Origin of the sequence: Amycolatopsis sp. NPDC026612 (assembly GCF_040638285.1) — a bacterium.
Lineage (GTDB): Bacteria > Actinomycetota > Actinomycetes > Mycobacteriales > Pseudonocardiaceae > Amycolatopsis.
The window spans coordinates 95,655-117,134 of the sequence record NZ_JBEZYB010000006.1 but is presented as its reverse complement, the minus strand read 5'-3'; the positions used below and the strand labels follow the sequence as shown (position 1 = coordinate 117,134).

The window sequence follows — 21,480 nt, the reverse complement described above, 5'->3', positions numbered from 1 at the left end:
TCCTCGTGAGCCGTGAGCCGGTCCTCCCATCCAACACCCGCCGCGGCCCGGTGGCTTCTCCGGTGCCGCTCCCGCGTCAGCCGGCCCGGTGGCGGGCCGCCTGCTCGCGCAGCGCGGCGACCGCCTTGCCCGGGTCTCCGGCGCCGTAGACGGCGGAGCCGGCGACGAAGCAGTCGACCCCCGCCTCGGCGGCCTGCTCGATGGTCTCGGCGTTGATCCCGCCGTCGATCTCGACGACCAGCTTCAGGTGGCCGGTGTCGACCAGCCGCCGCGCGGTGCGGACCTTCTCCAGGACGTCCGCGATGAACGACTGGCCGCCGAAGCCCGGCTCGACCGACATGACCAGCAGCGTGTCGTAGTGCTTGAGCACGTCGAGCCACGGCTCCAGCGCGGTGCCCGGCTTGAGGGAGAGGCCGGCCTTCGCGCCCGCGGCCCGCAGGTTCTTCGCCAGCGCCACCGGGTCCTTCGCGGCCTCGGCGTGCACGGTGACGTTGTAGGCGCCCGCCTCGGCGTACCCGATCGCCCAGCGGTCCGGGTCGTCGATCATCAGGTGGCAGTCGATCGGCAGGTCGGTGCTGTCGATCAGGGCCTTGGCCACGGGCAGGCCGAGGGTCAGGTTGGGCACGAAGTGCGCGTCCATGACGTCTACGTGGACCCAGTCGGCGCGGGTCTCCCCGCCGGCGGCGACGGCGGCGATCTCCTCGCCGAGCCGGGCGAAGTCCGCCGCGAGGATGCTGGGTGCGATCAAAGGTCGGTCGGCCACGTCCCGAGTGTAGGAGGCCGCAGCTAACGCTCGCTAACCGGTTGTGACCAGGATCTGGCTCCGGAGAGGGAGGTCACGCGGCACCGGCGCCCCCTAACCTCGGCGGCATGTCCGGTTTCGCGAGATCCCTGCTGCGCCCCGACGGCTACCGCAGCGTGCCCTACGCCCTGCTCGGGATGGCGCTGGCCCTGCCCGCGATGCCGTTCGCCCTCGTCGCCGCGCTGTTCCCCGGCACTCCCCGGCTGCTGTTCGCCCTCGCGCTGGTGCCGGTCGCGACGGTGCTGGCGGTGGCCGGGCTGAGCGGGCCCATGCGGCGCTTCGGCGTCGCTGTCGCCAACGCGGTGCTCGGCACCGATCTGCCGTCGCCCGGCCGGGCGCGGCCCGCCTGGCCGGACCGGCTGCGCTCGGCCGCCTGGCTGGTCCTGCACGCCGGGCTGAGCGGGCTGCTGCTCGTGATCGGCGGAGTCCTGCTGCTCGGCGTGCTCACCCCGGTGCTGTGGCTCACCGGCGACGGGAGCCGGTTCTCCTTCTTCGGCGCGACCGCTGTCGCCGGCGCGTGGACGGTGCCGGTCGCGCTCGGCATGCTGGCGCTCGCGCTGCTGGTCGCCGCGGCCGCCACCGCCGTGTTCCGGGCCGGCGCGACGGCGCTGCTGAGTCCTTCGGCGACCGAACGCGCCGCGCTGGCCGAACGCCGGGCCGCGGTACTGGCGCAGCGCAACCGCCTGGCTCGCGAGCTGCACGACTCCATCGGGCACACCCTCACGACGTCGACCATCCAGGCGGCGGCCGCGGCCGAGCTGGTCGAGGCGGATCCGGCCCAGGTCCGCCGCGCACTCGGCACCATCGAAGAAGCCTCCCGCAGCGCGCTCGAAGACCTCGACCACGTCCTGGGCCTGCTCCGCGAGGAACCGGCCACGAAGGCACCGTCCCGCACGCTGGCCGAAGTGGACGTCCTCGCCGTACGCGCCCGGGAAGCGGGGCTCGACGTCCGGCTGACCGTCACCGGTCCGATCGCCGCGCTGCCCGCCACGCTGTCGCGCGAGGGCTACCGGATCGTCCAGGAAGGGCTGACCAACGCGCTGCGCCACGCGGGCCCCGGCCCGGTGGACGTCCGGGTCGAGGCCGCGCCCGGTCACCTCGGTATCGCGGTCGTCAACGCGCTGCCCGGCGACGGGCCGCGGACCGGGCGGCGCGGGCTGGCCGGGCTCGCCGAACGCGTCGAGGCCCTGCGCGGCGAGCTCGACGCCGGCCCGGACGGGCCGCAGTGGCGGCTGCGCGCGACCATCCCGCTGGGGACGCGCGCGTGACGCCGTCGGTGCTGCTCGCCGACGACGAGCCGCTGGTCCGCACCGGCTTGCGGGCGCTGCTGGAGCAGCAGGGCCTGCCGGTGGTCGGCGAGGCGGCCGACGGCGGCGAGGTCCTGGCAGCGGTGCGGCGGACCCGGCCGGACGTCGTGCTGATGGACGTCCGGATGCCCGGCACGGACGGCATCGAAGCCACCCGCCAGGTGCTCACGGCGCTCGCCGAGCCGCCGAAGATCCTGGTCGTCACGACGTTCGACAACGACGACTACGTGCACGAGGCGTTGCTGGCCGGGGCCAGCGGGTTCCTGCTGAAGCGGGCGCGCAAGGAGGAGATCGCGCACGCCGTGCGGACGGTCGCCGCCGGCGAGTCGCTGCTGTTCCCGGAGGCGATCCGGCGGCTGGTGCACGGCAGGGCCCCCGGCGGCAGGCACGCGCGCGCGGCGAAGACGCTCACCCGCCGCGAAGCCGAGGTGCTGCGCCTCGTCGCCACCGGACTGTCCAACCAGGACATCGCGGCGGCGCTGGTGATCAGCCTGGAGACGGTGAAGACCCACGTGGGCAACATCTTCGCGAAGCTCGGCGCCGGGAACCGCAGTCAGGCCGTGGTCATCGCGTACGAAGCCGGAGTCGTCAAACCGGGACACCTCGCCGGTCAATAACCGACGTGCGCCCGGTCACCGGCGTGAAGTCATGAGTTCGGCCAGCGGCCACGTTCCGGTCACCGTCAGTCCCTCCACGGCACACGTGCGAGAGGACTAATAGCCCGTGTCCGATATCCGGGCCGTAACCCCCGAAGTTCCCGAACGAGGAGAAACATGGCTTCGCTGTTCGCCGGCCGCCGCCGGTGGCTGGTCGCGGGCGCGCTCGGCGCCGCGCTGATCGCCGCCGCCCCGGTCGCCCTGGCCACCAACGGCTCCGACACGGCCGACGCGCGCTCGTCGGCCGGCACCGGTGACCGCACCGCCGACGTCCGTGCCGCGATCCAGGGCGGGCACGCCCGCAACGTCATCCTGTTCCTCGGCGACGGCATGGGCCAGTCGGAGATCACCGCCGCCCGCAACTACGAGCGCGGTGCCGCGGGCCGGCTCGCCATGGACGAGCTGCCGCTGACCGGTGACTACACGACCTACGCGGTCGAGCAGAACAACCCGGGCAAGCCGAACTACGTGACCGACTCGGCCGCGTCCGGCACCGGCTGGGCCACCGGCACCAAGACCTACAACGGCGCCATCTCGGTCGACGCCTACGGCAACGACGTCCCGACGATCCTGGAGATCGCCAAGCGCAACGGCCTGCGCACCGGCGACGTCACCACCGCCGAGGTCCAGGACGCGACCCCGGCCGTGCTCGGCGCGCACGTCGTCAACCGCGACTGCAAGGGCCCGGTCGAGACGACCGCCAAGTGCGCGAAGAACGCCAAGGAGAACGGCGGCCTCGGCTCGATCGCCGAGCAGCTGGTGCAGACCCGCCCCGACGTCCTGCTGGGCGGCGGCGCGAAGTACTTCAACCAGCAGGTGACGGCCGGCAAGTTCAAGGGCAAGACCGTGCTGGACCAGGCCAAGGCGGCCGGCTACTCGGTCGTCGACACCGCGGCGGACCTGGCCGCGGCGAAGAAGGGCAAGCCGGTCCTCGGCCTGTTCGCCGACGGCAACATGCCGGTGAACTGGTCCGGCCCGGCGGCCGTGCACGGCGGCACCGCGCCGTCCCGCTGCACGCCGAACGCGAAGGTGCCCGCCACCCAGCCGAAGCTGGCCGACCAGACCCGCAAGGCGCTGGAGCTGCTCGACGACCGCCGCAGCGACAAGGGCTTCTTCCTGCAGGTCGAGGGCGCCAGCATCGACAAGCAGGACCACGCGGCCGACCCGTGCGGCCAGATCGGCGAGACGATCGACTTCGACGCGGCGATCGCGGCGGGCACGGCGTTCGCCCGCAGCCACCCGGACACGCTGGTGCTGGTGACCGCGGACCACGGCCACAGCAGCCAGATCGTCGAGCCCACCGTCACACCCGGCCTGACGGCGACGCTGATCACCAACGAGGGCGCGAACATGACGCTGGCCTACGGCACCGCGGAAGCGGGCGGCTCGCAGTCGCACACGGGCACGCAGGTGCGCATCGCGGGCCTCGGCCCGCAGGCGGCCAACATCGTCGGCCTCACCAACCAGACCGACCTGTTCGGCACCCTGAAGCGCGCCCTGAAGCTGCGCTGAGTGGTGGGGCAGACCCCCGGGTTTTTCCGGTGGTCTCCCCGATATCCCCTGGTGTCCGGTCCCCCTAGCGTGGGAAACACCGAGACACCAGGGGGTTTTCTCATGCGGAAGTCATTGCGGGCCGTCACCGCCGGCACGCTCGTCGTGCTGCTCGCCACCACCACGGCGGCACCGGCACTGGCGGCATCGGCACCGGCGGCGGCGAGCCCGGTCCAGGCGAGCCTGGACGTGCTGACCGCCCAGGACGGCGTACCGGGGGCGGTGGCGGTCGTCCAGGACGGCAGGCGGACCCAGGTCACCCGCAGCGGCACGGGCGACGTCGCCACCGGGAAGCCGTTCCCGCGCAACGGTTCGTTCCGCGCGGGCAGCGTCACCAAGACGTTCGTGGCGACGGTGGTGCTGCAGCTGGTCGCGGAGGGCTGGGTGCGGCTGGACGCGCCGGTTTCGCGGTACCTGCCGGGGCTCCTGCCCGACCGGCGGATCACCGTCCGGCAGGTGCTGCAGCACACGAGCGGGCTCTACAACTACACGGACGACCTCGACCTGGCGGACCCGGAGGCGTTGCGGCACCGCGGCGCGGAGCCGGCCGAGCTGGTGGCGATGGCGCTGAAGCACCCGGCGCTGTTCCCGCCCGGCACGAGCTGGTCGTACTCGAACACGAACTACATCGTGGCGGGGATGCTGGTGGAGCAGGTCACCGGGCACGCGCTCGGTACCGAGCTGGCCCGCCGGATCACCGGACCGCTCGGCCTGCGCGACACGTACCTGCCGCGCCGCGGCGACGAGAAGCTGCCCGCACCGCACGCGATCGGCTACCTGCCGGCCGGCGGGAAACTGGTGGACTTCAGCGACTTCGACGCGACGATCGCCTGGGCGGCGGGCGGGCTCGTCACGACCCCGGCCGACCTCGACCGGTTCTACGGGGCGCTGCTGGACGGGCGGCTGCTGCGCCCGGCCGAGCTGGCGGAGATGCGGCGAGCGGTTCCGGCGGACCTCGGCATCCCGGGCGCCGCCTACGGCCTCGGGGTGATGAGCCTCCCGCTGTCGTGCGGAGTGGTGTGGGGGCACGAAGGCGGGATCATCGGCTTCACGAACTTCGCCGGAGCGGGCCCGGACGGCCGCCGGGCGACGGTGGTGCTGAACGAGAATCCGACGCCCGCCGACACGAACCAGCACCTGCTGGCCGCCGTCGACGCCGCGGTGTGCTCAGGGCAGTAGGTCCAGCGCCTCGGTCCACGGCCGCCCGATGTCCAGGCGGTGCAGCGTCACCCCGGCACCCGCGAGGGTGTCGAGGTGACGCTGCCACGCCGGGTGGTGCACCCGGGTGTCCTGGATCTGGTAGGCCACCACGATCGTGGTCCCCGGTGCGCCCAGCACGTCCCCGAGCACGGTCATGGCCTGGTTGTCGGCGATGCCGAGCGCGAGCTTGGCGACCGAGCCGGCCGACGCCGGGGCGAAGAGGAACACCTCCGGGTCGGGGTGCGGCCGCGGCTCGCCGGGCAACCGGGAGACGCTGCGGACCGGCAGGTCGGTGCACGCGGCGACGTCGCCGAGCCCGCCGGTCTCCTCGAGCCAGCGCATCGCCGTCGGCGTCAGCGTGATCGCCGGCCGCCAGCCGCGCGCCACGGCCGGTTTCACCAGCTCGGTGGCGAACCGGACCTCGAGCCCGCCGCACGAGCCGGCGACCAGCCCGAGATCTCTCACGGTTTGCGCAGCACGGCGCAGAACATCGCGTCCGTGCCGTGGCGGTGCGGCCAGAGCTGCACGTACGGCCCGTCGCCGAGCTGCGGGACTTCGGGGAAGAACGGGCGCGCGTCCAGCACCTCGCCCTTCAGCCGCCGCGCCGTCTCGGCGAAGACGCCTTCGGTTTCGGCGAGGTGCGGCGAGCAGACGACGTAGGTGAGCGCGCCGCCGGGCCGCAGCAGGTCGTAGGCCGCGGTGATCAGCTGGCCCTGCAGCTTCGTGAGGTCGGCGACGTCGGACGGCTGACGGCGCCAGCGCGCCTCCGGCCGCCGCCGCAGCGCGCCGAGCCCGCTGCACGGTGCGTCGACGAGGATCCGGTCGTAGCCGGGTTCCAGACCGCTTTCGCGCCCGTCGGCGACGTGCACCTTCACCGGCAGGCCGATCGTGGCCTTCTCGACGAGCTTCGCGCGGTGCGGCGCCTTTTCGACGGCGTCCACGGTCGCTCCGCTCAGCGCGGCCAGCGCACCGAGCATCGTGGCCTTGCCGCCGGGGCCGGCGCACAGGTCGAGCCAGCGCTCGTCGGAGCCTTCCACGGGCACCTTCGTCGCGGCGATCGCGCAGAGCTGGCTGCCCTCGTCCTGCACCGCGGCCAGCCGCTCGCGGACCGGCTCGACGTCGGCCGGGTCGCCGGCACCGGCGGGCAGGCGGACGCCGTAGGGGGAGTACGGCGCCGGGTCGCCGCCGGTGATCGCGGCGAGCTCGTCGGCGCTGATCTCGCCGGGCCGGGCCACCAGGTGCACCTCGGGCCGTGCGTCGTCGGCTTCGAGCGCGGCCTTCAGCTCCGCGCCCTTGTCGCCCAGCGCTTCGGCGAACGACCGGGCGATCCAGCGCGGGTGCGCGGTGCGCAGCGCGTAGGCCCCGATCGGGTCGGCCGCCTCGTCCGGCGCCAGCTCGTCCAGCCAGGTCTGTTCGTCCTTTTCGGACACCTTGCGCAGGACCGCGTTGGCGAACCCGGTGGCCCACGAACCACCTTCCGCGCGGACGAGGTCCACAGTGGACGTGACGGCGGCGTGCTCCGGGATGCGCGTGCGCAGCAGCTGGTAGACGCCGAGGCGCAGCGCGTCGAGCACCGCGGGGTCGGTCTTGGCCAGCGGCCGCTCGGCGCAGGACTCGATGATCGCGTCGAGCAGGCCCTGCGCCCGCGACGTGCCGTAGGTCAGCTCGGTGGCCAGCGCCGCGTCCCGGCCGGTGATCCGCCGCTCCCGCAGCAGGTCCGGCAGCACCAGGTTGGCGTAGGCGTCCTTCGTCCGGACGGCCGCGAGGACGTCGAACGCGGCCTGCCGCGCCGGGTCCACCTCCGGCGGGCGGCGCGGCCCTTCCTTGCGCGGTGCCGGACGGCCCCGCTCCGGCCGTGACGGACGTCGTTCCCTGTGGTCGTTCACCGGAGGCGCTCTCCCTGGTCGATCCTCGTACCGCGCGCCCAGTCGGTGGCCGCCATCCGTTTCTTGCCGGGTGCCTGGACTTCGCCGAGCCGCAACGGCTTCGTCGCCGTCCCGACCAGCACCCGTTTGCGTTCGACCACGATCTCGCCCGGCGGCGGGCCGGGTTCGTCGAGCACCGTGACCGGGCCGAGCTTGAAGCGTTCACCGCGGAACTCCGCCCACGCGCCCGGTTCGGGGGTGACCGAGCGGATCTGCCGGTCGACCGCCGAGGCGGGGTCGGCGAAGGACACCCGCGCGTCCTCGACCGTGACCTTCGGCGCGTAACTGACGCCCTCGGCGGGCTGCTCCCGCGCGACCAGGGAGCCGTCGGCCAGACCGTCCATGGTGGACAGCAGCAGCTTGGCCCCGGACTCGGCGAGCCGCCCGAGCAGCGCACCGGCGGTGTCGGTGTCCCCGATCGTCTCGGTGACGACGCCGTAGACCGGGCCGGCGTCCAGCTCCTTGACGATCCGGAAGGTGGAGGCGCCGGTGATCTCGTCCCCGGCGCGGATCGCGGCCTGCACGGGCGCGGCCCCCCGCCACGCGGGCAGCAGCGAGAAGTGCAGGTTCACCCAGCCGATGCGCGGGATGTCGAGGGCGGACTGCGGCAGCAGCGCCCCGTAGGCGACGACCGGGCAGGCATCCGGGGCGAGCTCGGCGAGCCGCGCGAGGAAGGCCGGATCACCGGCCCGCGCGGGCGTCAGGACTTCGATGCCGTGCTCGTCGGCGAGGGCACCGACGGGCGACCGGACGACGCGCCGGCCGCGCCCGGCCTGCGCATCGGGCCGGGTGACCACGGCAACGACCTCGTGCCGGCCGGAATCGAGCAGAGCGCGCAGGGCGGGGACCGCCGGGTCGGGAGTGCCGGCGAAGACGAGCTTCATCGGCCCACCCCCGGCGGAAGCGGGGTTTCAGGTGGCTGGAACATCGGAGCCGAGTCTAGAAGGCCCCCTCCGGCCGGGCGCGCCCAGCTCGGGCCTGGTTGTCCACAGGACCGCCGCAATGTGGACAACCAGGCCCCGGCAGCCCGCTTTCCCGCCTTTTCGCCGGGAGGTGACTCGCCGCTCGCCGGCGAAGCCACCTGCCGCCCGCACCAGCCAACTCACCGGAACGCGGGTGAGTTGGCCAGTCCGGGTGGTGAGTTGGCCGCTGCAGGCGGTGGTTTGGCCGCACACGACGGCTTGAATCCGCCAACCACTTCGCCGGAACCCCCGCCCGTCCTACCAGCGGGTCGGCCACACAACCTGGGCCGCACCTTGGCCGCGCCGGACCGGTTCCGCGGCCGCCAGCCAGCGGCCGTCGCGCAGGTGCTCCACTCCCGTGGCCGCGCCGATCTCCGCCGGGGCCGTCGAGAAGCCCTGGCCGCGGGCCCGGAGCACCGCCGTCTCCGGCTGGTCGAGGAATGCCTGCTCCACCTGCGCCTGCGCCGAGTTCCGCTGCGACGCGCGCGGCGCCGCGATGGCGTCCTCGAGGGACAGGCCGCGGTCGAGGCGGCCGAGGATCACCTGCAGGACCGTCGTGATGATCGACGCGCCGCCCGGGGAGCCCGTCGCGAAGAACGGGCGGCCGTGGTCGAGCACGATCGTGGGCGCCATCGACGAGCGCGGCCGCTTGCCGGGGCCCGGCAGGTTCGGGTCGGGCACGCCCGGCGTCACCGGCGTGAACGAGAAGTCGGTCAGCTCGTTGTTGAGCAGGAACCCGCGGCCCGGCACGACGATGCCGCTGCCGCCCTCCTGCTCGATGGTCAGCGTGTAGGCGACGACGTTGCCCCACTTGTCGGCGACCGTGAGGTGCGTCGTGTTCTCGCCTTCGTACGGCGTCGGCGAGGCCGTCGCGCCCGCGGCGCACGGCGTGGGGTGCTTCGGATCGGCCGGGGCGACCGGGCTGGTCGCGGCCTTGTCCTTCGAGATCAGGCACGCCCGCGTGTCGGCGAAGCGCTGGCTGAGCAGCTCGCGCGCCGGGACGTCGACGAACGCCGGGTCACCGATCCAGCGGTTGCGGTCGGCGAAGGCGAACCGGGTCGATTCCAGGAAGTACTGCAGGTAGTCGGCCTTGCTCGCGTGCTTGAGGTCGAAGTTCTCGAGGATGTTGAGCGCCTCGCCGACCGTCAGCCCGCCCGACGACGGCGCCGGCATGCCGTAGACGTCGAGGCCCTCGTAGCGCGCGTGGGTCGGGTCGCGCTCGATGGCTCGGTAGGCGGCGAGGTCGCCGGTGGTCAGCTTCCCGGGCCGGACGTTCAGCGTCGAAGCCGGGTCGACCGGCGGTTTCTGCACGGTCTTGGCGATGTCGGCGCCGATCGGGCCGCGGTACAGCGCGTCGACGCCGTTGCGCTCGAGCTGGGCGTACGTGGCGGCCAGGTCGGGGTTCTTGAAGACGGTGCCGGGGGCCGGCGGGGCGCCGCCCGGCAGGTACAGCGACCGCGTCGACGGGAATGCGGCGAACCGCGCGGCGTTGTTCGCGATCTGGGTCTGGAACGTCTGGTCGACGACGAAGCCGGTGCGCGCGAGGTTCTCCGCGGGCTTCAGCGTCTTCGCCAGCGACCGCGTCCCCCACTTGCGCAGGGCTTCGGCCCAGGTGGCGGGCGTGCCGGGCACGCCGACGCTCAGGCCGCTGGTGACCGCGTCGGCGAACGGCAGCGGCTTGCCGTTCTCGACGAACAGGTTCTCGTCGGCGGTCTTCGGCGCGGTCTCGCGGCCGTCCAGGGTGTGCACGCGGTGGGTCTTGGCGTCGTAGTAGACGAAGAACCCGCCGCCGCCGACCCCGGCGGAGAACGGATCGGTGACGCCGAGCGCGGCGGCGACCGCAACGGCGGCGTCGACGGCGTTCCCGCCGCCGCGCAGGACCTGGGTGCCGATCGCCGTGGCGTCGGCGTCGATGCTGGCCACGGCACCCCCGAAGCCGGTGGCGACCGGCGACTTCGGCGTGGGCGTGGCGGCAGTGGCGGGCGCGGCGACCCCGGCGGTGAGCACGGCGGCGACGGCCAGGACGAGCGTGGTGCGACTCCGATGCGCGGGCATGCGGGCGAGTCTGCCCCTTGCACCGGACGGCTTCAAGACACCAGCCGGTTGGTGCCTCCGGGCGACGAAGGTTGTTCTCTACCTAGCCCCATAGTAGAACTGGACCATGGCAGGACCACGGATGACGCTGACCACCCAGCTCGTGCTGCGCGCGCTGCTCGTGGACCCGGCGCGGGAGATGTACGGGCTGGAGATCTGCGCCGCCGCCGAGCTGCCGAGTGGCACCATCCACCCCATCCTCGCCCGGCTGGAGGGCATCGGCTGGCTGGAGAGCCGCTGGGAGGACGTCGATCCCCGCGAGGCAGGCCGGCCCCGGCGGCGCTTCTACCGCCTGAGCCGCGACGGCGTGGCTTCCTCGCAGATCGCCCTCGCCCGCGCGGAAGCCTCGGCGACCAAGCTCGCGCGGCTCCGCCCGGGCCTTGGCCTGGCCGGCGGTGCCCGATGAGACGCCGCGGCCGAACCGCGCGGGACGCCGAAGATCTCGCGCTGGCGCGCCGCCTCGCGGAGGCGCTCGAGCGGGTGCAGGGTCAGGACGGCACCGTCGGCGAGCTGGACCGGGCACGCTGCCTGGCCCGCACCCTGTCCACCAACCGGGCTTTGGCCTTCGCCCCGCAGCGCGAACTCACCCGCCGCCTGGCCGCCCGGCTCGACCTGGCCTGCGACCTGGCTGTCACAGGAGATTTCGACACCGCAGTGCACCTGGCCTGGGTCGCGGAGGCCCGGGCCGTCGCCGCCCTCCGCGAGGAACGGACCCCGGAACGGGCGGAGTCCGCCATGGCGGCGAGGAACGCCGCCGTGGCGGCCCGGCGCGCCCGGGCGGAGCTGCACCGGCGGGTCGAGGACGCCAGCACGTTCGTCTCGCCCCTCGGCGGCGATCCGGTGGGGGAAGCGCGCATCGCGGTCGCCAAGGTCATCCGGCAGCTGGCGCGCCGGACCGCGGCGGCCGGGCGGCCGGGCCTCGTCTGCCGGAACGTGCTGGGGCTGGCGCTGCAGCTGCTGCCGGCCGCCCACCGTCCCCGGTTCGAGGAGGAGTTCCGCGGCGAGGTGGCCGATCTGCCCCGCGGCCAGATCCGCTACGCGGCCCGGCAGCTGGGGCACGCGTGGTCGTTGCGCCGGAGCCTGGCCTCAGCCCGCGCGGAACGGAGCCGGCCGTGACGAACCGGCCCGACAACGCCTACACAGCACTCGTGCGCCACGTCGTCGACGACAGCGCCCGCACGTTCCGGACCGCCCTGCTCGTCCTCGTCGTGGCCCTGGCGGTGGTCGGCATCGTGGTCAGCGTGGCCCTGACTTCGGGCGGCCTCGGCACCGCCGCGGTGGCGGCGACCGCGCTCATCGGCGGCGCGGCACGCGCCCTTCGGCGGCGGTGAACGCTCACCCACCACGCAAGCCGCGACGCAGCCGCCAGGACCCGCCCGCCAGCCGCAGGGCGTACGCCAGCCGGTGCCGGCCCGCCAGCTCGGCCAGCTCGGCGCGGAACTCTTCGGCGTAGCGACCCCGATGCGGCGCGGGGACCAGGAGCACGGCGATCGTCACCAGGTGCCGGGTCGCCGGCCCGGGGGCGAAGGCGTCTCGGGCACGCGTCACACAGCCGATGAGGTCCCGGCCGAGCCGCCGGCCTTCGTCGTCGTCGAAGATCGCGAGTTCGCGGACCCGTTCGCGGGCGGCAGCACCGAGGCGGTCGAGGGCCCGGGCGCGATCACCGGTGCGCCCGGAGGCCAGGGCGTCCTCGATGGCGCCGATGAGGATGCGGGTGAGGACGACGTCACGCGCGTCGTCGCGGAAGCGCGGCACGTCGAGCGCGCCCGCGAGGTCGCGGGCCCGGCGGAGGTCGGCGAGCGCGCTCATTCCCGGGGCTCCTCGATGGTCCCCGGTTCCCGCCGGACCCCGGCGATGTCCTCGGTCAGCGCCCGGCCCCGGCCGCGTCGAGGTTCCGCACGCCCGTGGCCGCAGAAGTAGATCAGCAAGGCGTCTTCGGCGGCCGCGGTCTCTTCCGCGAGCGCCTGGCCGAACAAGAACGGCTGCGCCGGGTCGTGCACCTCCCGGACGTTCGCGGCCGCCATCCCGCACCGCTCGACCAGCACCGCGGCCAGGTCGGTGATCGTCGTGCGCACGGCCGGGACCTCGTCGAGCCCGTCGGCACCGGCCCCTCCGGTCGCGCACCCGGTCCCGATCAGGACCGCCCGGGCGCGCGCTCCACGCAGGTCAGCCACGCGGCCTCGCCGCGGCCGGCCGGCTGCTCGTGCTGTCGCCCACGGACAGCAGTATCTCCCCGCGGCCACCCCGTGTTACACGCATTCCGGCGCTCCCCCACCGGCTGCACGCACAATGGGTGATACACCAACGGAAACCGAATTCGTCACGGAATTCTTTTCGCATTCCGGCGGCCGGATTCCGCCGTACACTGGCCGGATGGGCAGCCAGGAGCAGCGAGCACTCGATTCCCTGTACGCGGTCGACAATGTGCTGACGATCGATATCACGCTGCCACCGGCGGACTGGGACGCGGTGCGCACCGAGCAGCCCGCCGGCGGGGTGTGCAACTTCGACTGGACCGGCGGCAGCCGTTACACCTGGCGGAAGGCGCCCTCGGTCGAGCTGTCCGGGACGAAGTTCCCCGCGCGGACGTCGTTCCCCGATGTCGGGATCAAGAAGAAGTCCTTCTGCGGGTCGATCAACAGCAGCAAGCCCTGCCTGCACCTCGACTTCGGGAAGTTCCTCGACGCGAACAAAGCGCCGGTCCAGCAGCTGATCGGGTCGCGGTACCTGACGCTCAACAACTCGGTCCAGGACCTGTCCTATCTGCGGCAGCTGCTCTGCTACAAACTGTTCGAGCTCGCCGGGCTCCCGTATTCCCGCGGCAATTACGCCCGGGTCCTCGTGAACGGCACACCGATCGGGCAGGGCGTGGCCGGTGTCGACAGCCCGGGTGTCTTCGTGAACGTCGAACCGATCATGCCCCGCTACATCGAGCGCAACTTCGGCAACCTCAAGGGGAACCTCTACGAGCTCGAGCACAAGGACGACTTCGTCGCCGACCGGTTCGCCGCCATCGGCGTCGAGTCGCTGTCCAAGTTCGACGACAAGGCCGACCTGCGGTTCGCCATCGACCACATCGCCGCGCACGGGCTGGCCGGGGCGAGCGAGGTCTTCGATCTCGACCAGTTCGTCAAGCTCTACGCGATGGAGTTCTTCCTCAAGCACTGGGACGGCTACTCCAGGAACACCAACAACACCTACGTGTACAACGACGTGGACGCCGTCGCCCAGCCGGGCGTGGACGACATCGACTTCAAGCTGATCCCGTGGGGCCTCGACCAGACCTTCCAGCCCGCCCGGCACTTCCGGCTCGACACCGCCGGGCTGCTCGCCAAGCTGGTCCGCGACGACCCGGACCGGCGGGCGCAGCTGGCCGGTCAGGTCCGCGACTACCGCGAAACGGTGTTCGGCTACCGGACCCAGCAGGAGGTGCTCCGGCCGCTGCTCGACGGGATGGGGACGGTACTGGCCGGCCTCGGCGTGCCCGACGTGCCCACGCAGCTCACCGCCGTGCGCAAGCAGCTCCGGCTCGCCACGTCCGCCGGCTACCTCTTCGGCGGCTTGCCGGGCCCCGGCGGCGCCTACGTCCGCGACGACGTCACCAACGAGTGCCTGCACGCCAGCGGCAGCGAGTCCATTCCGGCCACGGCGGCCGATCCCGGGGGTGCCGAGGTCGTCCACCGGCTCCGGACGGCGAACGTCGACGACACGGACCTGTGGTGCTTCGCCGCGCTCGGCACCGGGCAGTCGGTCGGCAGCAAGGCGTCCGGCCGGCCCCTCCACGCGACCACGACGACGTCGGGCCAGGGCCACCCACTGCTGTGCACGCGCGCGGCGGACGACTCCGGCCACGCCGAAGAGTTCTCGGTCGCCCCGATCGATCCGGTCGGCGACGATTTCGGTTTCAGCGGCTATTTCACGCTCACGAGCATCCGGACCGGGTTGGGTGCCGCTTTCGGCACGGACCCCACGGCGGCCGGAAAACCCCGCGTCCACCAGGATCCCAGCCCGTCGAAGCTGTACTTTTCTTGATCAGGAACAGCCTGATCAGAAAACCGCGTAGCCGCCGGCGTCGTCGACGACCAGCGTCCGCTGCTCGCCGCCGACCGAAAACGTCGTGACACCTTCCGGCTTCGCGGTCCGGTGGAAGGTGACGTCGAGCAATTCGACGGTGCCGGTACCGCGGTTCCACTCACCCAGCCGGAACGGCGCGTCGCCGTGACTGGTCGAGCGCCCGAGCAGGAGCAGGAAATCCCCGGTCCGCGCGGCACCGGAAATGTCGCGGATCCCTTGGGTCACGGCCCGCTCGGGCAGGGGGACCTCGATGAGTTCGGGACGCCCGAGCGAGGCGGTCGTCCACCGGGCCCCGCCGACGTCGACGGGGATCCGGACCACCGCGACGCGGCCCGGAGCGGCCGGTCCGCGCAGGCCGAACAGCAGCGCATTCCGGTCCCACGCCAGGCCTTCCACGTTGAGCCCGCCGCCGTCGGGGGCCAGCCCGCCGGCCGCGGCGAGCGTGGGTTCGCGGGCGAGCAGCCAGGCCCGGAACCCGGCCATCGGCTCGGCGGCCAGGTCACCGTCGGCCGCGTACCGGACGCGCACCAGGCCGTCGCAGATCCGGTCTCCCTCGACACACAACGAAGAGGAGACGACGAGCACTGTTTCGCCGTTCACGTCGACCCGCGTGAGACCTTCGGGATCACGCAGCATTCCCTTGCCGACCCCGGCCAGCCGGCGCCGGTGAATCCGTTCCACCGCGGCGATGTCGGGATCGAACGTCATTTCGAACAATGCTGTCGGGTCTTTGTTGTCGACGAAGACGAACCGCCGGGGACTCACCCGCACGACACCCGAGGCGTTGAACGGCACTGAGCCGTTCTTTTCCGGGAAAGGGGTGGGCCGGATCTTCTTCATGGATCCAAACTACCGCCCTCGCGCGGCCGTAAGCCGGATCGTGCACCGGTCAGATGAGGTCCAGGGGGTCCAGCTGGACGCGGATCGGTTCCGTCGCCTTGCGGGCGTCCCGGCGGGCCGCTGCCGCGTGGACCGACCCCGCCAGCGCCTTGCCCTCCGCCCGGGAGACGCGCACCAACGCCCGCTCTCGCTCCGCGTTGCCCTCTTCGTCCGGCTCGCCGAGCGGGACCGGGCCCAGTACCTCGCCCGACTCCGGCAGGGGCAGGTCGGCGAGGAAGCCGGCCACCGCATCCGGGCTGCCCTCGACGCTCGCCATGCGCATCGCCGGGGGGAAGCCCAGCTCGCGGCGTTCCCCGAGTTCCTGGGCCGCGTGCCAGGCCGGGTCCCAGCGGACCAGTGCCTGGACCACCGCCAGCCCCGCCTCGGCCCCGACGATCACGCGGCCCCCCGAAGCGGCCGGGCGGACCAGCGCCGCGGCCGCCATCCAGCGGCGCAGGGTCTCCTCGCCCGCCCGCAGGTCCTGACGGCCCAGCAGGGCCCAGCCGTCGAGCAGCAGCGCCGCGCCGTAGCCGCCTTCCGCCACCGGCTCCGCCCCCGGGGTGCACACGATCAGCGCCGGTTTGCCCGGCACCGATTCCAGGACCTCCGTCGCCCCGGACGTCCGGACCGGGACGCCCGGGAACGCGCGGCCCAGCTCCTCCGCCGTCCGTTTCGCGCCGACGATCACCGCGCGCAGCCGGACCGAACCGCACGCCGTGCAGCGGAACGCCGTTTCCGGGACGCCGCACCAGCGGCACGCCGGCGGTTTCGGCTGCCCGTCGAGCGATCCGCCGGGCAGGGCCAGCGGCCCCGCGCACCGGCGGCAGTGGGCGGGCGTCCGGCAGTTCCCGCAGGCCAGGCCGGGCACGTACCCGCGCCGGGGCACCTGCACCAGTACCGGGAGGTCCGCCGCGAACGCCTGCCGCGCGGCTTCGAAGGCCACCGCCGGCAGGCGCGCCACCCGGGCGGCCTCGTCGCGGGCCACGTCGAAGTCCTCGCCGACCGGGGTGACGCGCGGGGCGGCGGACCGCAGCGTCGCGCGGTCGGCGAGCACCGGCGCGGCCCAGCCGGACTCGACGAGCAGCTGGGCCTCGGCCGTCCGGGCGAACCCGCCGACCAGCAGGGACGCCTTCGCCGCGTGCGCGCGGTCCATCAGGACGTCCCGGACGTGCGGGTAGGGGGCGTGCTGGTCGAGGTGGAGGTCGTCGCCGTCGTCCCAGACGGCGAACAGCCCGGGGTCGTGGACCGGCGCGAACATCGCCGCCCGCGTCCCGACGACCACCCGCACCGCGCCGCGGAGCACGGCCAGCCAGCGGCGGTACCGCTCGGCGGGCCCGAGCCCGGCGATGAGCGCCACCACGGCGTTCTCCCCCACCAGCGCCGCGCAGGCTTCGTGCACCCGGGTCAGGTCGCGGTGGTCCGGCACCACCAGCACCGCACCCCGGCCCTGCGCGGCGACCGAACCGGCGGCCTCGGCGAGCCGGCGCGGCCAGTCCTCGCCCGGCAGGGCCTGCCAGACGGCGTTCGCGGGTTTGCCCTCGGCGAGGGCCTCCAGGAACGCCGGGCCGCGCTGGTAGCGGGCCCAGGCCGTGCTGTCCGGCAGCTCCGGCGCCGCCGCGGGGGCCGGCGGCGGCTCGCCCTCGGCCTTGGCGTGCCGGGGCGGGAGCGCGAGCCGCAGGACGTCGGACAGCGTGCCGCCGTAGCGGTCGGCGACCGAGCGGCACAGCGCGTGCAGCGACGGCGGCAGCACCGGCTCGGCCGACGTGACGCGCTCGAGGAACGCCAGCTTGCTGCCGTAGTCGCTGGTCTCGCCCCGCTCGATCAGGTAGCCGTCGACCAGCTGCCCGGCGAACCGGACGCGGACGCGGCAGCCCGGCACGGCGGTGTCGTGCAGCTTCTCCGGCACGAGGTAGTCGAAGGTGCGGTCCAGGTGCGCGAGGGGGATGTCGACGACGATCCGCGCGACCGGCCGCTCGGGCGCGGGCTGCTGGGCGCCCTTCGCCTTCTCCCCCGGCTTCGGCGCCTTCTTCCGGGCACGCGACGGCGCCGCCCTGGCGGCGGGCGGCTTCTCCGGGAGCTCCCAGAGAGCGGCGGACTCGGAACTGCTCACGCCGTGATCTCTACCAGACCCCACCGACAGCCCGGACGCCAGGAAGGCCACCCCGGGCCGAGCTCGGGGTGGCCTTCACCGGATCGGGCGTCAGGCGCCCGCTGCCGACTTCAGCGCCTCGGCGCGAGCCGTGCTCTCCCACGGGAGGTCCAGCTCGGGACGGCCGAAGTGGCCGTACGCCGCCGTCGGGGCGTAGATCGGGCGCAGCAGGTCGAGGTCGCGGATGATCGCCGCCGGCCGCAGGTCGAAGACCTCGGTGATGGCCTGCTGGATCTTCGACGGGTCGACCGTCTCGGTGCCGAACGTCTCGACGAACAGGCCGACCGGAGCCGCCTTGCCGATGGCGTAGGCGACCTGGACCTCGGTCCGCGTGGCCAGCCCGGCCGCCACGACGTTCTTCGCCACCCAGCGCATCGCGTACGCCGCGGAGCGGTCGACCTTGGACGGGTCCTTGCCGGAGAACGCGCCGCCACCGTGGCGGGCCATGCCGCCGTAGGTGTCGACGATGATCTTGCGCCCGGTCAGGCCGGCGTCACCCATCGGGCCGCCGATGACGAAGCGGCCGGTCGGGTTGACCAGCAGGCGCGCGTTCGACGTGTCGATGCCCAGGCCCTCGAGCTCGGGACCGACGACGTGCTCCTTGACGTCGACGCTGAGCATCTTCTCCAGGTCGATGCCGTCCGCGTGCTGCGAGGACACGACGACCGTGTCGAGGCGCACCGGCTGGTCGCCGGCGTACTCGATGGTCACCTGGGTCTTGCCGTCCGGGCGCAGGTACGGCAGCACGCCGTCCTTGCGGACCGCGGTCAGGCGCTTCGACAGCCGGTGGGCCAGCGCGATCGGCAGCGGCATCAGCTCGGGGGTGTCCGAGCAGGCGTAGCCGAACATCAGGCCCTGGTCGCCGGCACCCTGGCGGTTGATCTCGTCCTCGTCCGACTCGACCCGCGACTCGTACGCGGTGTCGACGCCCTGGGCGATGTCGGGCGACTGCGAGCCGATCGCGACGTTGACGCCGCACGAGTTGCCGTCGAAACCCTTGGCCGAGGAGTCGTAGCCGATCTTGAGAATGACGTCGCGGACGATCGTCGGGATATCGGCGTACGCCTCGGTGGTCACCTCACCGGCCACGTGGACCTGGCCGGTGGTGATCAGGGTCTCGACCGCGACGCGGCTGCGCGGATCCTTCGACAGCAGGCCGTCGAGGATCGAGTCGCTGATGGCATCGCAAATCTTGTCGGGGTGCCCTTCGGTTACCGACTCCGAGGTGAACAATCTGCTACTGGACGCGGTCACGGTGGCCGTCACTTCCTCACCCTAAGACGTCGGATGCCGAACTTAGGCACCCCTTACCTTTTGCCTGCAAGCGTACTGACTATCGCTCGGGGGACGGTCAACGCTTCATAAAGCTCACAACAGCGTCCCACACTGTGGACGCCAGTTGGGCTTTCTGGGCGAGAGGTAGGGGTCGTTCGGTGGCATCGGCCCCGAGGAGCCAGCCCGAATTGTCCTCGGTACCGAAGGCCTTGCCGTCCCCGACCGCGTTGACGACCAGCAGGTCGGCGCCCTTGCGCTTGAGCTTCGCGCGGGCGTGGTCGAGGACACTGGCGTGCTCGTCGCCGGTTTCCGCGGCGAAACCGACGATAACCTGACCGGAATGCCGGTTCTGCACCAGTTCGGCCAGGATGTCGGCATTGCGGGCGAGCGTGATGACGGGGTCCGGCTGGTCGTCGGTCTTCTTGATCTTGTGCTCGGCCCGGTTCGCCGGCCGGAAGTCGGCGACGGCGGCGGCCATCACGACGACGTCCGCGGAGCGGGACGCGGCGTGCACCGCCTGCCGCAGTTCCTCCGCCGTCGACACGTGCTGCACGGTGGCACCCGCCGGGTCGGGCAGGGCGACCGTGTGGGCGGCGACCAGCGTGACGTCGGCGCCGCGCTGGGCGGCGACGCGGGCCAGCGCGTACCCCTGCTTGCCGGACGAGCGGTTGCCCAGGTAGCGGACCGGGTCGAGGGGCTCGCGCGTACCGCCCGCCGACACCACCACCCGGACGCCTTCGAGGTCGCGCGGGAGGGCGTCCGGCCGGGCCAGGAGCAGCCGGGCCAGGTCGACGATCTCGGCCGGGTGCGCGAGGCGGCCCTTGCCGGTGTCGGCACCCGTGAGACGACCGGAGGCCGGCTCGGTGACGACCATGCCGCGTGAGCGCAGCAGGGCGACGTTGTCGCGGGTTGCGGGGTGCTCCCACATCTCCGTGTGCATCGCCGGGAAGAAGGCGACCGGGCACCGGGCGGTGAGCAGGGTGTTCGTCAGCAGGTCGTCCGCGAGGCCGTGGGCGGCCTTGGCGAGCAGGTTCGCCGTGGCCGGGACGACCAGGACGAGATCGGCCTCCTTGCCGACGCGGACGTGCTGGACCTCCGGCACTTCGGTGAACACGCCCGTGTGCACCGGGTGACCGGAGAGGGCTTCGAAGGTCGCCGCGCCGACGAAGTTCAGCGCGGCTTCGGTGGGGACCACGCGGACGTCGTGACCGGACTCGGTCAGCCCGCGCAGCACCTCACAGGCCTTGTAGGCGGCGATCCCGCCACCCACGCCCAGGACGACGCGGGGCTTACTCACCCTCGGTGTGCTCGAGCAGGCCGCCGTGGATCTCGCGCAGCGCGATCGAGAGCGGCTTCTCGCGCGGGCCCGGCTCGACGAGCGGGCCGACGTACTCCAGCAGACCCTCGCCCAGCTGGGCGTAGTAGTCGTTGATCTGGCGGGCACGCTTGGCCGAGTAGATCGCCAGCGCGTACTTCGAGCTGACCTTTTCGAGCAGGTCGTCGATCGGCGGGTTGGTGATGCCCTCGAGCTCTTCGGTCAGGGGTACCTGGTTGGTCACTCGTGGTGCTCCGCTTCTTCGGAAAACTGATCAGCCGTAATCAAGTTTAGCAAGTGCTCCGCGGCCTCCCGCACGTCGGCGTTGACGAGGCGGTGGTCGAACTCCCCCGCCGCCGCCAACTCGCGCTCCGCTTCGAGCAGCCGGGTCTTCACGGCGGCCTCGTTTTCGGTGCCGCGGCCGGTGAGCCGGCCGACCAGTTCGTCCCAGGACGGCGGCATGAGCATCACCAGCCGGGCCTCCGGCATCGCCGCGCGGACCTGGCGGGCGCCCTGCAGCTCGATCTCCAGGACGGCCGGGCGGCCCTCGGCGAGTGCCTTCTCGACCGGCTCGCGCGGGGTGCCGTAGCAGTTGCCGGCGAACTCGGCCCACTCGAGGAGCCTGCCGTCGGCGACCATCGCGTCGAACTCCACGCGGTCGACGAAGTGGTAGTGCGCCCCGTCGACTTCGCCGGGGCGCGGCTTGCGCGTGGTGACCGAGACGCTGAACCAGACGTCGGGCTCCAGCTTCCGCAGCTCGCCCACCACGCTCGACTTCCCGACTCCCGAAGGCCCCGATACGACGGTGAGCCGGTGCCGGGGGATGTCCCCCGCCACCGGCTCACTGCCGCGGTCGGCGCCCCGGCTCACCGGGTAGTCACGACCTGCGCCGTTCACTCGCCGCTGAACTCGGCCAGCAGCGCCTTGCGCTGCCGGTCGCCGAGGCCGCGAAGGCGACGGCTGGGGGCGATCTCCAGTCGTTCCATGGTCTGCTGCGCGCGGACCTTGCCGACGCCCGGGAGGGCCTCGAGCAGAGCCGAAACCTTCATCTTGCCGAGGACTTCGTTCTCCTCGGCCTGCTTCAGCACGTCGACCAGAGTGGTACCGCCCCGCTTCAGCCGCTCCTTCAGCTCAGCACGGATCTTGCGAGCGGCGGCGGCCTTCTCCAGCGCCGCAGCGCGCTGTTCCTCTGTCAGCTGGGGAAGTGCCACGTTTTCCTCCGGATAGTTCTCAAAACTGGGTGGGTGACGCGACGGTACCCACCCGTGAGCACCGGCCACAATGCGGGGGT

At 73.0% G+C, this 21,480-nt stretch carries 22 protein-coding genes; 8 read left to right on the top strand and 14 right to left on the bottom strand.

Going from position 1 to position 21,480, the window contains the following annotated elements; translation table 11 throughout:
• Positions 1-76: 76 nt before the first annotated feature.
• On the bottom strand, positions 77-748 hold the full coding sequence (gene rpe, locus AB0F15_RS08945; protein WP_360267894.1) for a ribulose-phosphate 3-epimerase: 672 nt from the start codon (positions 746-748) through the stop codon (positions 77-79).
• A gap of 122 nt (positions 749-870) precedes the next feature.
• Between rpe and AB0F15_RS08940 the strand changes: the two genes are divergently transcribed.
• The 4 genes from AB0F15_RS08940 to AB0F15_RS08925 all read left to right on the top strand — a co-directional run bounded on the left by AB0F15_RS08940 (position 871) and on the right by AB0F15_RS08925 (position 5,495).
• On the top strand, positions 871-2,070 hold the full coding sequence (locus tag AB0F15_RS08940) for a histidine kinase (RefSeq protein ID WP_360267462.1): 1,200 nt from the start codon (positions 871-873) through the stop codon (positions 2,068-2,070).
• On the top strand, positions 2,067-2,726 hold the full coding sequence (locus AB0F15_RS08935; RefSeq protein WP_360267459.1) for a response regulator transcription factor: 660 nt from the start codon (positions 2,067-2,069) through the stop codon (positions 2,724-2,726). Before AB0F15_RS08940 ends, AB0F15_RS08935 begins: the two co-directional genes overlap by 4 nt.
• Before the next feature lie 156 nt (positions 2,727-2,882).
• Entirely contained in the window at positions 2,883-4,277 is a 1,395-nt protein-coding gene (phoA, locus tag AB0F15_RS08930; RefSeq protein ID WP_360267456.1) for an alkaline phosphatase, read from the top strand.
• Positions 4,278-4,379: 102 nt separating this feature from the next.
• Positions 4,380-5,495: a serine hydrolase domain-containing protein gene (locus tag AB0F15_RS08925; protein WP_360267453.1), complete on the top strand. Its 1,116-nt coding sequence runs from the start codon at positions 4,380-4,382 to the stop codon at positions 5,493-5,495.
• Here AB0F15_RS08925 and AB0F15_RS08920 read toward each other — a convergent pair.
• From AB0F15_RS08920 to ggt, 4 genes are all read right to left on the bottom strand, one after another.
• Positions 5,484-5,981 (bottom strand): flavoprotein, encoded by a 498-nt coding sequence (locus AB0F15_RS08920; RefSeq protein ID WP_360267450.1) that lies wholly within the window; start codon positions 5,979-5,981, stop codon positions 5,484-5,486. The two genes, AB0F15_RS08925 and AB0F15_RS08920, sit on opposite strands and share 12 nt — an antisense overlap.
• Positions 5,978-7,402, bottom strand: coding sequence for a transcription antitermination factor NusB (locus AB0F15_RS08915; RefSeq protein ID WP_360267447.1), 1,425 nt, complete (start codon positions 7,400-7,402; stop codon positions 5,978-5,980). Before AB0F15_RS08915 ends, AB0F15_RS08920 begins: the two co-directional genes overlap by 4 nt.
• Positions 7,399-8,325: a methionyl-tRNA formyltransferase gene (gene fmt / locus AB0F15_RS08910; protein WP_360267444.1), complete on the bottom strand. Its 927-nt coding sequence runs from the start codon at positions 8,323-8,325 to the stop codon at positions 7,399-7,401. Before fmt ends, AB0F15_RS08915 begins: the two co-directional genes overlap by 4 nt.
• A gap of 336 nt (positions 8,326-8,661) precedes the next feature.
• A complete protein-coding gene (gene ggt / locus AB0F15_RS08905) occupies positions 8,662-10,458 on the bottom strand; it encodes a gamma-glutamyltransferase (RefSeq protein ID WP_360267441.1) in 1,797 nt (598 codons plus the stop codon).
• A 106-nt stretch (positions 10,459-10,564) separates the two neighbouring features.
• Here ggt and AB0F15_RS08900 point away from each other — a divergent pair, with 106 nt between their 5' ends.
• The 3 genes from AB0F15_RS08900 to AB0F15_RS08890 are packed head-to-tail and all read left to right on the top strand — an operon-like array spanning position 10,565 to position 11,828.
• A complete protein-coding gene (locus tag AB0F15_RS08900; RefSeq protein WP_360267439.1) occupies positions 10,565-10,903 on the top strand; it encodes a helix-turn-helix transcriptional regulator in 339 nt (112 codons plus the stop codon).
• A complete protein-coding gene (locus AB0F15_RS08895; RefSeq protein WP_360267436.1) occupies positions 10,900-11,613 on the top strand; it encodes a hypothetical protein in 714 nt (237 codons plus the stop codon). The genes AB0F15_RS08900 and AB0F15_RS08895 overlap by 4 nt, the downstream gene beginning before the upstream one ends.
• Complete coding sequence (locus tag AB0F15_RS08890; RefSeq protein WP_360267433.1) at positions 11,610-11,828, top strand: hypothetical protein; 219 nt, start codon at positions 11,610-11,612, stop codon at positions 11,826-11,828. The genes AB0F15_RS08895 and AB0F15_RS08890 overlap by 4 nt, the downstream gene beginning before the upstream one ends.
• Before the next feature lie 4 nt (positions 11,829-11,832).
• Here AB0F15_RS08890 and AB0F15_RS08885 read toward each other — a convergent pair whose 3' ends face one another.
• Positions 11,833-12,306, bottom strand: a complete 474-nt coding sequence (locus tag AB0F15_RS08885; RefSeq protein ID WP_360267430.1) for a hypothetical protein — start codon at positions 12,304-12,306, stop codon at positions 11,833-11,835.
• On the bottom strand, positions 12,303-12,671 hold the full coding sequence (locus AB0F15_RS08880) for a hypothetical protein (RefSeq protein ID WP_360267427.1): 369 nt from the start codon (positions 12,669-12,671) through the stop codon (positions 12,303-12,305). Before AB0F15_RS08880 ends, AB0F15_RS08885 begins: the two co-directional genes overlap by 4 nt.
• A gap of 199 nt (positions 12,672-12,870) precedes the next feature.
• On the opposite strand from AB0F15_RS08880, the gene AB0F15_RS08875 reads away from it, so the two are divergent.
• Positions 12,871-14,529, top strand: coding sequence for a CotH kinase family protein (locus tag AB0F15_RS08875; protein ID WP_360267424.1), 1,659 nt, complete (start codon positions 12,871-12,873; stop codon positions 14,527-14,529).
• Positions 14,530-14,544: 15 nt separating this feature from the next.
• Here AB0F15_RS08875 and AB0F15_RS08870 read toward each other — a convergent pair whose 3' ends face one another.
• The 7 genes from AB0F15_RS08870 to mihF form a co-directional block, all read right to left on the bottom strand.
• Positions 14,545-15,411 carry a DUF3616 domain-containing protein gene (locus AB0F15_RS08870; RefSeq protein ID WP_360267422.1) on the bottom strand — a complete coding sequence of 289 codons (867 nt, stop codon included), beginning with the start codon at positions 15,409-15,411 and terminating at the stop codon, positions 14,545-14,547.
• A gap of 49 nt (positions 15,412-15,460) precedes the next feature.
• Positions 15,461-17,560 carry a primosomal protein N' gene (locus tag AB0F15_RS08865; protein WP_360267419.1) on the bottom strand — a complete coding sequence of 700 codons (2,100 nt, stop codon included), beginning with the start codon at positions 17,558-17,560 and terminating at the stop codon, positions 15,461-15,463.
• Between the two features lie 90 nt (positions 17,561-17,650).
• Positions 17,651-18,853: a methionine adenosyltransferase gene (gene metK / locus AB0F15_RS08860; protein ID WP_360267891.1), complete on the bottom strand. Its 1,203-nt coding sequence runs from the start codon at positions 18,851-18,853 to the stop codon at positions 17,651-17,653.
• Positions 18,854-18,950: 97 nt separating this feature from the next.
• On the bottom strand, positions 18,951-20,171 hold the full coding sequence (gene coaBC, locus AB0F15_RS08855; protein ID WP_360267416.1) for a bifunctional phosphopantothenoylcysteine decarboxylase/phosphopantothenate--cysteine ligase CoaBC: 1,221 nt from the start codon (positions 20,169-20,171) through the stop codon (positions 18,951-18,953).
• Complete coding sequence (gene rpoZ / locus AB0F15_RS08850) at positions 20,164-20,433, bottom strand: DNA-directed RNA polymerase subunit omega (protein WP_360267413.1); 270 nt, start codon at positions 20,431-20,433, stop codon at positions 20,164-20,166. Before rpoZ ends, coaBC begins: the two co-directional genes overlap by 8 nt.
• Positions 20,430-21,086, bottom strand: a complete 657-nt coding sequence (gene gmk / locus AB0F15_RS08845) for a guanylate kinase (RefSeq protein WP_360267410.1) — start codon at positions 21,084-21,086, stop codon at positions 20,430-20,432. Before gmk ends, rpoZ begins: the two co-directional genes overlap by 4 nt.
• Positions 21,083-21,400 (bottom strand): integration host factor, actinobacterial type, encoded by a 318-nt coding sequence (mihF, locus tag AB0F15_RS08840; protein WP_013224622.1) that lies wholly within the window; start codon positions 21,398-21,400, stop codon positions 21,083-21,085. Before mihF ends, gmk begins: the two co-directional genes overlap by 4 nt.
• Positions 21,401-21,480 lie beyond the last annotated feature (80 nt).

What these genes read in the sequence shown, in the direction of transcription:
- fmt (WP_360267444.1), bottom strand. Translation starts at nt 8,325, where the DNA reads ATGAAGCTCGTCTTCGCCGGCACTCCCGACCCGGCGGTCCCCGCCCTG.
- phoA (WP_360267456.1), top strand. Translation starts at nt 2,883, where the DNA reads ATGGCTTCGCTGTTCGCCGGCCGCCGCCGGTGGCTGGTCGCGGGCGCG.
- AB0F15_RS08895 (WP_360267436.1), top strand. Translation starts at nt 10,900, where the DNA reads ATGAGACGCCGCGGCCGAACCGCGCGGGACGCCGAAGATCTCGCGCTG.
- ggt (WP_360267441.1), bottom strand. Translation starts at nt 10,458, where the DNA reads ATGCCCGCGCATCGGAGTCGCACCACGCTCGTCCTGGCCGTCGCCGCC.
- AB0F15_RS08885 (WP_360267430.1), bottom strand. Translation starts at nt 12,306, where the DNA reads ATGAGCGCGCTCGCCGACCTCCGCCGGGCCCGCGACCTCGCGGGCGCG.
- AB0F15_RS08875 (WP_360267424.1), top strand. Translation starts at nt 12,871, where the DNA reads ATGGGCAGCCAGGAGCAGCGAGCACTCGATTCCCTGTACGCGGTCGAC.
- AB0F15_RS08925 (WP_360267453.1), top strand. Translation starts at nt 4,380, where the DNA reads ATGCGGAAGTCATTGCGGGCCGTCACCGCCGGCACGCTCGTCGTGCTG.
- AB0F15_RS08870 (WP_360267422.1), bottom strand. Translation starts at nt 15,411, where the DNA reads ATGAAGAAGATCCGGCCCACCCCTTTCCCGGAAAAGAACGGCTCAGTG.
- AB0F15_RS08900 (WP_360267439.1), top strand. Translation starts at nt 10,565, where the DNA reads ATGGCAGGACCACGGATGACGCTGACCACCCAGCTCGTGCTGCGCGCG.
- AB0F15_RS08940 (WP_360267462.1), top strand. Translation starts at nt 871, where the DNA reads ATGTCCGGTTTCGCGAGATCCCTGCTGCGCCCCGACGGCTACCGCAGC.